We start from the raw sequence: 12,507 nt of genomic DNA on the forward strand, positions 1-12,507 counted from the left end.
TACGGGCATTAAATCTTTTCATCTTTTTTCTTCTTTCATATAGCTGTCACGTATTTGCAAGCCGGTTGCCATCTTTGGCAGAGATAATGGCAAGTCATAATGTGTAATTACAGGTAAAAAATTTGTCGTAGGGCCATGTGGAAGGTAAACTTTCGCCGCTGATACGTTGAATAAAAAGGAATTACAGATTGTGAATCGAATCAAACTTCTAACGCTAGGGGTCCTGATTGCCACTTCGGCTACTGCGGTACAGGCTGAAAGTAAGTTCACGCTGGGCGCGGGCGTGGGGATCGTTGAGCATCCTTACAAGCAGTACGACCATGATGTGTATCCCGTTCCGGTTATTAGTTACGAAGGGGACAACTTCTGGTTCCGTGGCTTAGGCGGCGGTTATTACCTGTGGAATGACGGTACCGACCAACTGTCCCTGACGGCTTACTGGTCACCGATGTACTTCAAACCTGGCGACAGCGACAACAGCCAGTTGCGTAAACTGGATCGCCGTCAGTCGACGATGATGGCCGGTGTTTCATGGTTCCATCACACGCAGTACGGCTCCCTGCGCACGACACTTGCGGGCGATACGCTGGATAAAAGCAACGGTCTGGTCTGGGACCTGGGCTGGGTTTACCGCTATACCAACGGCGGTCTGACCCTGACGCCGGGCATCGGCGTTGAGTGGAATAGCGATAACCAGAACGAGTACTACTACGGTGTATCCCATCGTGAATCGGCGCGTAGCGGCCTGCGCAGCTATAGCCCGGATAGCAGCTGGAACCCGTATCTGGAACTGACCGCGAACTATCGCTTCGCCGGCAGCTGGAGCGTATACGGTACTGCGCGTTATACCCGTCTGTCTGACGAAATTACCGATAGCCCGATGATTGATAAGAGCTGGACCGGCCTGCTGTCTACCGGTATCACCTACACCTTCTAATCGTCAGTGTTGATGATGGACAAAGGCTCGCCTTCTGGCGGGCTTTTTTATGCACTGAAATCGGGCGGCGCTAGCCGGGTGCACAATGATGGTGCATCCAATTGGGGCAAAGCTGGGAGTGGTGTTGCTGGACGAGGTGACGGTGTTGACGAAAACCCGGCGTCGCATGGCGACGACGGGTGTTCCGGTCATTAGCGTTTCGCGACTTTGATCGTCTGCGACAAACGCGCCGGTTTGTCTTCGGTCGCTTTCTGAGGTGCGCTGGCGCACGCGGTTTCGACGCACACGAAGGTTTTGTAACCGTCATCCGGCATGTCGGTCATGCTGACGGAAAGCGCCGGGCCTGGGTTCCAGCCCACCACGTTGACGTGGTGATGGTGGATAACGTCGATCGCACGCTTCAGCGAGGCGTCGTGGATGACGCTGCAGGCTTCCGGATTCAGATAGACGCGGTCGGTGCGGTCCGGGAAGGTCTGCACGCCGTCGCTCAGCTCGCCGATTTCGGCATTCTGCACTTTATCGATGTAACGGTCGCCCAGGCCGCTCACTTTAACCGCGTGAATATCACCGACGTTGAAGTAAGTGTGCAGCGCCGTGGTGGTTTCAAATTCGCCGTGCGCTTCCAGCTCCATCTCGCAGGTGTGACCCAGCTTGAATCGGGCCAGCAGGCTGAACTCATGCGGCCAGTACTGGCGGGTGGCATCACTGCTTTTCAGTTCGAAGGTTAACACCACGCCGCTATCGTCTTCATTGTGCGCTTTCAGCTCCCACGGCAGATTACGGGCAAAACCGTGAGCCGGGAAACCTTGCTGCGCCGCCGGGCCGAACCAAGGCCAGCAGATCGGTACGCCACCGCGAATGGCAACGCCGTTTTTGAACGGTGTGTTACCGCTCAGCCACAGCACTTCTTCTTCACCTTCCGGTTTCCAGGAGAGCAGGTGAGCGCCCTGGAAGGCCACGGAGGCTTTTACTTTTGGGTGGTTGACAACGATAACGTCCAGCTCATCCAGCTGGCGACGAGAGAGCACAGGGGTAAGCTGTTCGATAACCGGGAGAGCGAAAATTGTCTTAATCATAATGCAATCCTTGGTGTTGAAAACGTAACCATAAAAAAAGGCGACCGAAGTCGCCTTTTTGGATCAGGTTCTCATCTCAACTTATTTGGAGATGTGAGCGATCAGGTCCAGAACTTTGTTGGAGTAACCAGTTTCGTTATCGTACCAGGAAACCAGTTTCACGAAGTTGTCGTTCAGAGCGATACCTGCTTTAGCATCGAATACGGAAGTGCAAACTTCACCGTTGAAATCAGTAGATACAACGTCGTCTTCGGTGTAACCCAGAACGCCTTTCATCGGGCCTTCGGAAGCAGCTTTGATTGCTTTCTTAATTTCTTCGTAAGAAGCAGCTTTTTCCAGACGAACGGTCAGGTCAACTACGGATACGTTCGGGGTAGGAACGCGGAACGCCATGCCGGTCAGTTTGCCGTTCAGTTCTGGCAGTACTTTACCTACAGCTTTAGCAGCACCGGTAGAGGACGGGATGATGTTCTGAGCTGCGCCGCGGCCGCCGCGCCAGTCTTTGTGAGACGGGCCATCAACGGTTTTCTGAGTTGCGGTGGTCGCGTGAACAGTAGTCATCAGACCTTCGATGATGCCGAAGTTGTCGTTGATAACTTTTGCCAGCGGAGCCAGGCAGTTGGTGGTGCAGGATGCGTTGGAAACGATGTCCTGGCCTTCGTATTTGTCAAAGTTAGCGCCTTTAACAAACATCGGAGTGTTGTCTTTAGACGGACCAGTCAGAACCACTTTTTTCGCGCCAGCAGTGATGTGCTTACGAGCGGTTTCGTCGGTCAGGAAGATACCGGTTGCTTCAGCAACTACGTCAACACCAACTTCGTCCCATTTCAGGTTAGCCGGATCACGTTCAGCGGTAACACGGATTTTTTTACCGTTTACGATCAGATGACCGTCTTTCACTTCAACGGTACCGTTGAAACGGCCGTGAGTGGAGTCATATTTCAGCATGTAAGCCATGTAGTCTGCGTCTAACAGATCGTTGATTGCAACGATCTCGATGTCAGAACGTTCCTGAGCAGCACGGAAAACAATGCGACCGATACGGCCAAAACCGTTGATACCTACTTTGATAGTCATATATTCCACCAGCTATTTGTTAGTGAATAAAAGGTTGCCTGTAAAATTACAAAAACCTTACGCAGCGTCAAGCGGAATCGTGTCAATCATTGCGACAAATCAATCTGCTGCCTAAGCTTTGCACGACTAACCTGTCTCACTCTTCCTATGAGCTAGAAACCACATGAGGGCGGCGCCGGGAATTTTAAAGGGCACGCGAGATAAAAATGTGATGAGTGTCACAATTACCCCGCTGCCTTTTCACGCCGATTAAGTTTAGAACAAAAGTTCACGCTTCATTGTTAATGTTTTGTTAGAATCGCCTGGCAAATGTATTTTTCATAGCGAGATGTGAGCAAAATGGTGAACAAACCTTCCCCGGATGACCTGAAAAATACCCTGAGTGAAATGCAGTTCTATGTCACGCAGAAACATGGCACAGAGCCGCCGTTTACCGGGCGTTTACTGCACAACAAGCGCGATGGTATTTACCACTGTCTGGTGTGCGACGCGCCGCTTTTTCACTCCCAAAGCAAGTATGATTCCGGATGCGGCTGGCCGAGTTTTTATGAGCCGGTGAGCGAAACCGCCATTCGGTATCTCAATGATTACTCCCACGGCATGCAACGTACTGAAATTCGTTGCGGAAATTGTGATGCGCACCTGGGGCACGTCTTTCCCGATGGCCCACAGCCAACCGGTGAGCGTTTTTGCGTCAACTCTGCGTCGCTCAGCTTCACGGATGACGAAAATGGTGACTCCACCAAAGGCTGAAGAAACGATTCAGCAAATTATTCCACAGGAGAGGGGGCTGAGCATGAATATTGAGCAAATGATCGACAACATGACGCCGGAGATTTATCAGCGTTTAGCCACCGCGGTGGAGCTGGGAAAATGGCCGGATGGCGTGGCGCTGACCGACGAACAAAAAGAGAACTGCCTGCAGCTGGTGATGCTCTGGCAATCGCGCAATAACCGCGACGCGCAGCATATGACCATTGATACCAACGGCCAGATGGTGATGAAGAGCAAGCAGCAGTTGAAGGAAGACTTCGGTATTGCACCGAAGCCGATTGCGACGTTTAAGCAGCACTAAGCGGCTGCCCACGGCTCGATAAGTCGTTCTCTGGCGTACCACATCGCTTCTCTGACCGCGACGGGCCTGCTCAGCAGGCCCAGCGCGTAAAAGCGGTCGGCGATGGTCTGCTGTGCGCGGATGGCCTGCATATCCATTTCTCGCGTCTGATGGCTGCGACGCGCCAGTGCACAGGCCAGCGATGCGGTGTCCAGCCCCAGTTCTCCCGCCAGCAGTTGCGCCGCCTCGAGGCGATGCCGGTCAATAAATTTCCCCGTTTTCACCAGTGCCGCCACGACACCGGCGATAATTTCCTCGTTCTGCTGCGCATACTGGCGGCGGGTGAGATAGAACTGATGGTTGCTGACGCGGCCCTCGCCGGTCGCCAGCACGCGCAGCGTCCCGCTGCGTTCAGCGGCGCTCAGTACCGGGTCCCACATCATCCAGGCATCGGCGGACAGATAGTCGCTGGCGGTAAGCGGGTATTTTGGCGGCGCGTAGACGATCTTAACGTCATCCAGACCCAGCCCAGCTTCTTCCAGCAACTGCACCAGCAGCCAGTGCACGTTCGAACCCTTGTTCAGCGCAATACGCTTTCCCCGTAGTTGGGCGAGTGAGCGTATATCGCTGGCGTTGGGCACGACCATGGCCACACTCCGCGGTGCCGGTGGCTCCCAGGCCACATACAGAAGCGCGTTGTCTTTCGCCTGCGCGAAAATAGGGGGCGCTTCGCCGGTGGTGCCAAAGTCAATTTCGTTGTGACTGAGCGCCTGAAGCAGTTGCGGGCCGGCCGGATATTCGCTCCACATCACGTTAATCCCCAGTTCGGCGAAATTCTGCTCCAGCAGCTGACGCGCCTTCAGCACGCCCAGATTGCCAAACCGCTGGTAGCCAATCCGCAGTTCGCGCTCACGCGGCGTGGTCGGTGGCAACTCTCCAGGCTTACGCCGTTGCTTAATGACGCCCAGATGCGCCAGCTGTGTGCGCAACGTATGGCGGCTGACGCCAAGCAGCTGTGCGGCCTGGCTCTGATTATTTTGGCTTTGACTCATTGCCGCCTGAATCATGGCGCGCAGCATACGGTCGTACAGTGCGCCGCTGTGGGCCAACAGCTGACGGCGCATAAACTCTCCCAGTTCATCGTGTTGCGCAGGCGATGAGGAGGGTGCTGAGGTCGCAGAGGTGAGGCGAAGATGCTCAGGGCCCAGTTCCACATCCGGATTCAGCAGTACCGCATTGTGCAGGGTATTTTCCAGTTCGCGAATGTTCCCCGGCCACGGATAGTCCTGCAGCAGCGCAAGCGCCTGCCCGGAAAGCCGCTGCGCCGGACGCCCGAGTCGGCGCGCGTAAAGCTGCACAAAGTGGTGCGCCAGAACCGGGATATCCTGCCGGCGCTGACGTAATGGCGGCAGGGTCACGGCGGCGATATTCAGGCGATAGAAGAGATCTTCGCGAAAGCGACGCTCCTGAATGGCGCGTGCCAGATCGACGTGCGTCGCTGCCACGACCCGCACGTTAATGCGAATAGGTTTGTGGGAGCCGACGCGGGTAATCTCCCGCTCCTGGAGGACGCGCAGCAGCTTCACCTGCAACGACAGACTCAGCTCGCCAATCTCATCCAGTAGTAACGTTCCGCCTTCCGCGGCCTCAAACCAACCCTGGTGAGTATGCGTTGCGCCGCTGAATGCGCCTTTCTCATGGCCAAACAGCTCTGACTCGGCCAACGACTCGGTCAACGCGCCGCAGTTAACGGCGAGGAAAGGCCCGTTTGCCCGTGGACTATGACGGTGCAGATAACGGGCGACCACCTCTTTGCCGGTCCCCGTTTCCCCGACGATCAGCACCGTGGCGTCGGTGGGGGCGAGGCGCGCCAGCACTTTCTGAAAGGCCTGTGAGGCCGGGTCGACCAGCGCCGGCCCGGATAATGTGAGTTCTGCGTTGAGCATCGGAATTCTCCAGCAAGTTCATGTCTGGACGGTATCTGTTGGCGGCGTAAGTTTCCAGAGGGGGGAGGCGCGTGGTTGTCGCCATTGCGGCAGCGGATGCCGTCAGGGTGTTGCATTTGCAACAGTTTCTGAAAATCAATATTTCAGTTAATTCTTTGATAAGTAACGATATTTTTTCTTCTGAAAATTGGCATGTATTTCGCTAACTCCTTTATAACTGACGAAGATAACCGCTTCGATAAATACCAAATATAGTTATAAAGGAAATGGATAATGACAGTACAAGCCGCTGAACAAATCAATGTCTTCTGGTTCTTACCCACCCACGGCGACGGGCGGTATCTGGGTACCACCGAAGGCGGTCGTCCGGTGGATCTCCCTTATCTGCAACAGGTGGCGCTGGCGGCGGATAGCCTCGGCTATTACGGCGTACTGATCCCCACGGGCAAAAGCTGTGAAGACTCCTGGCTGGTGGCCGCCGCGCTGGCGCCGATTACCCGTCATTTGCGCTACCTGGTGGCCGTACGTCCCGGACTTCAGCCGCCCACGCTGGCGGCGCGGATGGCCGCCACGCTGGACCGCCTCTCCGAAGGGCGTCTGCTGATCAACGTGGTGACCGGTGGCGATCCGGTGGAGAACAAAGGCGACGGTATTTTCCTCAGCCACAGCGAACGCTATGAAGTGACCCATGAATTTCTGGAGGTGTACCGTCGCCTGCTGGCCGGTGAAAAGGTGGACTATCACGGTACGCATATTCAGGTTGAGGGGGCGGAAGTGCTGTTCCCGACGGTACAGCGCAATGGCCCGCCGCTGTACTTTGGCGGTTCCTCGGCAGAGGCGATTGACGTTGCCGCCGACCATATCGATGCCTATCTGACCTGGGGGGAGCCGCCGGCGCAGGTGGCGGAAAAGCTGGCGGTCGTGAAAGCCCGGGCGGAAGAGAAGGGGCGTCAGCTGGAGTACGGTATTCGTCTGCATGTGATTGTACGCGAGACGGAGGAAGAGGCGTGGGCCGCCGCCGATAAGCTGATTGCACACCTGGATGATGACACTATCGCTCAGGCGCAGCAGATTTTTGCCCGCATGGACTCCACCGGACAGGCGCGTATGAGCGCACTGCACAACGGAAATCGCGACAAGCTGCGGATTGCACCCAACCTGTGGGCGGGCGTCGGTCTGGTTCGCGGCGGCGCAGGGACCGCGCTGGTGGGAAATCCTCAGCAGGTTGCCGAACGTATCCGCGAATATCAGGCGCTGGGAATCACCAACTTTATCTTCTCCGGCTATCCGCATCTGGAAGAAGCGCACCGCTTCGCCGAGCTGGTCATGCCGCTGCTGCCGACCAGCACCCAGCCGCGTTCCGCGAAGGGGCAAGTTAACACCGGGCCGTTTGGCGAGACCATCGGTGGGGCGAAACGGCCTGTCCCGCAGGCGAGCGCCAGCTGAGGAGTTTGCGATGTCACGACCAGAAAGCGAACCGCATATTGTGATTGTCGGGGGCGGATTCAGCGGCGCGGCCGTTGCCCTTCATTTGCTGCGCGAGTCGCGCCGCGCCCTGCGCATTAGCGTGGTGGAGCCGCGTCCCGCGCTTGGGTTTGGGGTGGCCTACTCGGCGACCGATCCCGCGCATCGAATCAACGTTCCCGCCGCGCGCATGCAACTGGCGGGTGACGACGACGGCGCATTTGACCGTTGGTATCGCCGGCACGGCGATTTTCCGCAGGACCCTCAGGCACAGCTGGCTGACGGGAGCGTCTACCCGCAGCGTGGCGCATTTGGTCGCTACGTCCAGGAAAATCTGGCACAGGCGATAAAAGCGTACAGCGGCAGCCTGACCCATATACGGGATCGCGCGGCGGGCTGGCATGACGGGTGCGTGATCACCGCCGAGGGGCAGCGGCTGCGCGCCGATGGTCTGGTGCTGGCGGTGAGTCACCCGCCGCCACGCTTGCCGAAGGTGGTCCAGCACGTCGCTCAGCACCCACGGCTGATTGCGAACCCCTGGCGGGCTGGTGCGCTGGCGGCCATTCCGCTGAACGCTCGGGTCGCCATTATGGGCACGGCGCTGAGCATGGCAGATGTCGTGGCGACGCTGCATCGTCAGGGGCATCAGGGAACAACGCTTGCTTTCTCACGCCATGGATTACTCTCCCGAGCCAACGCGCCGCTCGCCGCATCGGCGTGGCAGGCCAGCTATCAGACGGGCACATTACGCCAGCGCCTACGGCAGATTCGCGCGGATATCCCGCGGGCGGCGGCGCAGGGGTTGCCCTGGCAGGCCGTTCTGGATGCCGTACGCAGTCAGGGCCAAACGATCTGGCAGCAGATTACAGAGGCGGAAAAGCGACAGTTTTTACGTCACCTCCGTCGCTTCTGGGATGTGCATCGCTACCGTATTGCGCCGCAGGTGGCGCAAGCCATCGCGGAGAAACGGGCGGACGGCACTTTTCGCTCGCTGGCGGCGCGGCTACAGGCGCTGACGGTTGAAGGCGAGGCATTTTGCCTTCAGCTGGCGCAGCGCAGCGGGGGCACCGTGTGGCAAGAGGTTGACTATCTGGTGCTCACCACCGGGCCAGACCATGCCGATTTAGTGGCGAGCCAGCCGTTTCTGGCGGCACTGCATCAGGATGGGCAGATTCGCCCGGATGCCCTGGGCATGGGCATTGAGGTTAACGCGCATTCGCAGGCGGTCGGCGCTTCTTCGCGCATATGGGTTGCCGGCCCGGCGGCGCGCGGGCGATTCGGCGAACTGATGGGACTCCCGCAGGTGGCGGAGCATGCCCGGCAGGTCGCACAAACGGTGCTGCAAACCCTGACGAGCCGTCAGAACGTGACGGCCTGAACCCCGAGATAAACGCATTATTGTGCCGGGAATAACCGGGCGCAGGAGAGATTGTTATGTCATCACAACGTGAAATTCGTCTGAATGCTTTTGATATGAACTGTGTCGGCCACCAGTCGCCGGGGCTGTGGGCGCACCCGCGCGATCGCTCCTGGCAGTATAAAGATCTGGATTATTGGGTCGATCTGGCGCGTCTGCTGGAGCGCGGAAAGTTTGACGGTCTGTTTATTGCCGACGTGCTGGGCGTCTACGATGTCTATAACGGCAACGGTGACGCGGCGATTCGTCAGGCGGCGCAGGTGCCGGTAAACGACCCGCTGGCGCTGGTCACCCCGATGGCGCTGGTGACGGAGCATCTGGGCTTTGGCCTGACCGCCTCGCTGTCATTTGAACACCCCTATCCGTTTGCTCGCCGTCTCTCGACGCTGGATCACCTGACCAAAGGCCGCGTAGGCTGGAATATCGTCACCTCGTATCTGGAAAGCGGCGCGCGCAATATCGGCCAACAGGCGCAAACGGCGCACGATGCCCGCTACGACTATGCCGATGAGTATCTGGAGGTTATCTACAAACTGCTGGAAGGCAGCTGGGAAGAGGGGGCGATTCTGCGCGATCGGGAACGGCGCATTTTCAGCGATCCGAGTAAAATTCACGCCATTAATCATCATGGAAAATTCTTTGATGTGCCGGGCTATCACCTGTGTGAACCGTCGCCGCAGCGCACGCCGGTGCTGTATCAGGCGGGCGCGTCCAGCCGCGGCAAGCAGTTTGCCGCCAGCCATGCCGAGTGCGTGTTTGTGGCTTCGCCGTCAAAAAGCGCGCTGAAAAAGACCGTGGCGGACATTCGCCGCCGCGCGGCGGAGGCCGGGCGCGATCCGCACAGTATTCTCATTTTCAATATGCAAACGGCGATCGTCGGCGAGACGGATAAGGCCGCGCAGGCGAAGTGGCAGGAGTATAAAAACTGGGCCAGCTACGAAGGCGCGTTGGCGCTGATCTCCGGCTGGACGGGCATCGATTTCGGGCAGTATCAGCCGGATGAAGTGTTTACCTATGCCAAAACCAATGCGATTCAGTCGGTGGTCGATACCTTCTCCACCGCCGACCCGGATAAACAGTGGTCGGTTAAAGCCATGGCCGAGTGGGTCGGTATCGGCGGTTTTGGTCCGCTGATTGTTGGCAGCGCTGAAACGGTCGCCGATGAGCTGCAGTCGTGGGTGGAGGAGACGGACGTGGATGGCTTCAATCTCGCCTACGCGGTAACGCACGAGACCTTTACCGATGTGGTCGAGCTGTTGATTCCGGAGCTGCAAAAACGCGGCGTCTATAAGCGCGAGTACAGCCAGGGGACGTTACGTGAAAAGCTGTTTGGCGGTAGCGCCAGACTTCAGGCTCCGCACCCGGGCGCGGGGTACCGTATTCATGAACAAAGCGGGATTTTAACGCCGGTGTAATCTGGGCAATTAACGGTAACCCGGCCAGGTCGCCGGGTTACCGTCTCGGGTTGTCCTTAGTGTTTAATCCCCAGTGACTCCGCCAGTTGCTTCGCCAACTGGTTATTGTCGTCCGCGCCGTACTCCCAGAACATCGCGCCCGCTAGCCCTTTGCTCTTGATATAGTCCGCTTTAATGCTGACCGAACGCGGATTCTCGTAGGAGAGCGCGAACAGCGGTTTGCCCTCCGCCGATTGCACCGACAGCCACGGAACCTTCGCCTGGTCATCCCAGTGCTCGGTAAAGCGCTTCTGCGGGTCGTTCAGCAGCTTGCTGACAATGTCGTTGTATTTCACGTAGGTGTCTTTGCTGAGGTCGACGCCGAGTGATTTAAACAGCGCCACTTCCTGTGCGCCGAAGTAAGGCTGAGTCACCGGATTTTTCTGCGCGTCCGGCTTGCTCCAGTCGATACCCGGTTCCACGCTACGTTTTGGCACGCGGCCATAGAAGCCAATCCCCAGGTTCATCTGGCTGGGTTTTAAACCGGCGGCGAGATAGTTATTGACCACGAAATCAGCGCTGTATTTATCGGCCTGCGCCACCGTTGGCCACTGCGTTGAGTCGTACAGGTTCGAGTTAAAGTACTGGGTGCCGTACGCCATGTCGTAGGTCATCAGGTTGATGTAATCCAGCAATGGCGCGATGGCTTTAACGTCAACCCAGCTTTTCGGGCTTTCGGCGTTAGCGCCGACGGCAATGGTCACCAGCTTTTTATTGCCAAACGCCGCGCGCAGCTCTTTGAGCAGGGTGGTGAAGTTATCGCGGTCCGCCGGCTGGCTTGCCACCAGACCCCACGCGCCGTTGACCGGATATTCCCAGTCGAGATCGATGCCATCGAGGCCGTATTTTTCGACCACTTCCTGCGCCGAGCGGATGAACACCGCCCGTGCTTCCGGCGTGGCCGCCGCGCCGGAGAAGCCGCGCGCGCCCCAGCCGCCGACCGACAGCAGCACTTTCAGATTCGGGTTCTGCTTACGCAGTGTCGGTATTTTAGCTAAATCGGACTGTACCTTCGGCGATAACCAGATTTGATGCAGCTTCGCAGGGTCTTTTAACGCGTCGTTGGTTTCGTCTTTCTCGTCGTTGTAGATAAGGCCAAACGAATAATTGAGGTGGGTAATTTGTCGGACGTCCAGCTTATCGATATCACCGCCCGGCCCGGCGGTAACGTCACCGCCGCCGTTGAAGTAGCCAACGGACATCAGGGAATTCGCGGAAACAACCGAGGCGCAGAGCAGGGGTAATGCTGCCAGCAAAGGCAAAAGTTTCATACACGGTCCTCTTTGACATTTAAAAAGCAAACACGCCACGGAAATGGCGTGGCGAAAAAACAACCGATTAAACATAGCATTGCCGTTGAGGCAAATCTGAGAGGTGGTTCACGAGGGGGAGGGAATTGTAGGCCGGATGGCGCTCATCCGGCCTACGGGGCTAGCGCTGAATTTCCAGCCAGTCATCCAGCGTATACAGCGTCGCGCCTTCTGCCGCCATTTCCATAAAGGCGTGAGCGCTATCCTGCGGCTGAATGTTGACGCCGCGACAGCCGTCGGTAATCACGTTGACCGCATAGCCAAGCTGGAGAGCGTCCAGCACGGTGAACTTCACGCAGTAGTCGGTAGCCAGCCCGAGAACGGTCAGTTCGTCAATCGCCTGTTCGCGCAGCCAGGCGTCCAGCCCGGTCTTCTGCCGATGACCGTTGTCGAAAAAGGCGCTGTAGCTGTCGATGTTGACGCTCTCGCCCTTGTGGAACACCGCGTCGATCGCGTTGTGCGCCAGCAGCGGATGAAACGCCGCGCCATCGCTGTTTTGCATACAGTGATCCGGCCAGAAGGTCTGCGCCAGGCCGTCGAGCGTCCCCTGGCTGTAAGGTTCCACGCCGTGCTGGCTGGCAAAGCTGCCATGATTGGCCGGATGCCAGTCCTGGCTGGCAATCACCGGTTCACCACGGCGTTGAGCTTCACCGATCAGCACATTGGCGACATCAATCGTGCTGTCGCCATCGGCCACCGCAAGGGCACCGCCCGCACAGAAATCGTTCTGTAAGTCGACTAATAACAGCGCGCGTTTGCTCATCACTCTCTC

11 protein-coding genes are annotated in these 12,507 nt (G+C 57.6%); 6 read left to right on the forward strand and 5 right to left on the reverse strand.

Annotated elements, in window-relative coordinates; genetic code table 11:
• Positions 1 to 190: 190 nt before the first annotated feature.
• Positions 191 to 937 (forward strand): MipA/OmpV family protein, encoded by a 747-nt coding sequence (locus NNN71_RS10860; protein WP_167576145.1) that lies wholly within the window; start codon positions 191 to 193, stop codon positions 935 to 937.
• Positions 938 to 1,128: 191 nt separating this feature from the next.
• On the opposite strand, the gene NNN71_RS10865 is transcribed toward NNN71_RS10860, so the two are convergent.
• Positions 1,129 to 2,013, reverse strand: coding sequence for a D-hexose-6-phosphate mutarotase (locus NNN71_RS10865; RefSeq protein ID WP_271458478.1), 885 nt, complete (start codon positions 2,011 to 2,013; stop codon positions 1,129 to 1,131).
• Positions 2,014 to 2,094: 81 nt separating this feature from the next.
• Positions 2,095 to 3,090, reverse strand: a complete 996-nt coding sequence (gene gapA, locus NNN71_RS10870) for a glyceraldehyde-3-phosphate dehydrogenase (protein WP_064546246.1) — start codon at positions 3,088 to 3,090, stop codon at positions 2,095 to 2,097.
• A gap of 339 nt (positions 3,091 to 3,429) precedes the next feature.
• Here gapA and msrB point away from each other — a divergent pair, with 339 nt between their 5' ends.
• The gene (msrB, locus tag NNN71_RS10875) at positions 3,430 to 3,843 is read left to right on the forward strand and encodes a peptide-methionine (R)-S-oxide reductase MsrB (RefSeq protein ID WP_163445720.1); all 414 of its coding nucleotides are present in this window, start codon (positions 3,430 to 3,432) and stop codon (positions 3,841 to 3,843) included.
• A 43-nt stretch (positions 3,844 to 3,886) separates the two neighbouring features.
• Entirely contained in the window at positions 3,887 to 4,165 is a 279-nt protein-coding gene (locus NNN71_RS10880; RefSeq protein WP_163445718.1) for a YeaC family protein, read from the forward strand.
• On the opposite strand, the gene NNN71_RS10885 is transcribed toward NNN71_RS10880, so the two are convergent.
• Positions 4,162 to 6,090, reverse strand: coding sequence for a sigma-54-dependent Fis family transcriptional regulator (locus NNN71_RS10885; RefSeq protein WP_271458479.1), 1,929 nt, complete (start codon positions 6,088 to 6,090; stop codon positions 4,162 to 4,164). The two genes, NNN71_RS10880 and NNN71_RS10885, sit on opposite strands and share 4 nt — an antisense overlap.
• A gap of 273 nt (positions 6,091 to 6,363) precedes the next feature.
• Between NNN71_RS10885 and ssuD the strand changes: the two genes are divergently transcribed.
• The 3 genes from ssuD to NNN71_RS10900 are packed head-to-tail and all read left to right on the forward strand — an operon-like array spanning position 6,364 to position 10,386.
• A complete protein-coding gene (ssuD, locus tag NNN71_RS10890; RefSeq protein WP_167576142.1) occupies positions 6,364 to 7,536 on the forward strand; it encodes an FMNH2-dependent alkanesulfonate monooxygenase in 1,173 nt (390 codons plus the stop codon).
• A 10-nt stretch (positions 7,537 to 7,546) separates the two neighbouring features.
• On the forward strand, positions 7,547 to 8,932 hold the full coding sequence (locus NNN71_RS10895) for an FAD/NAD(P)-binding protein (protein ID WP_271458480.1): 1,386 nt from the start codon (positions 7,547 to 7,549) through the stop codon (positions 8,930 to 8,932).
• 56 nt (positions 8,933 to 8,988) lie between these two features.
• Positions 8,989 to 10,386, forward strand: a complete 1,398-nt coding sequence (locus NNN71_RS10900) for an LLM class flavin-dependent oxidoreductase (protein WP_271458481.1) — start codon at positions 8,989 to 8,991, stop codon at positions 10,384 to 10,386.
• 56 nt (positions 10,387 to 10,442) lie between these two features.
• On the opposite strand, the gene NNN71_RS10905 is transcribed toward NNN71_RS10900, so the two are convergent.
• Together NNN71_RS10905 and pncA are read right to left on the reverse strand one after the other, a co-directional pair.
• Positions 10,443 to 11,696: a glycoside hydrolase family 18 protein gene (locus NNN71_RS10905; RefSeq protein ID WP_167576139.1), complete on the reverse strand. Its 1,254-nt coding sequence runs from the start codon at positions 11,694 to 11,696 to the stop codon at positions 10,443 to 10,445.
• Positions 11,697 to 11,856: 160 nt separating this feature from the next.
• Complete coding sequence (gene pncA / locus NNN71_RS10910; RefSeq protein WP_271458482.1) at positions 11,857 to 12,498, reverse strand: bifunctional nicotinamidase/pyrazinamidase; 642 nt, start codon at positions 12,496 to 12,498, stop codon at positions 11,857 to 11,859.
• Positions 12,499 to 12,507 lie beyond the last annotated feature (9 nt).

Origin of the sequence: Kluyvera sp. Awk 3, from assembly GCF_028069715.1 — a bacterium.
Classification (GTDB): domain Bacteria; phylum Pseudomonadota; class Gammaproteobacteria; order Enterobacterales; family Enterobacteriaceae; genus Kluyvera; species Kluyvera georgiana_A.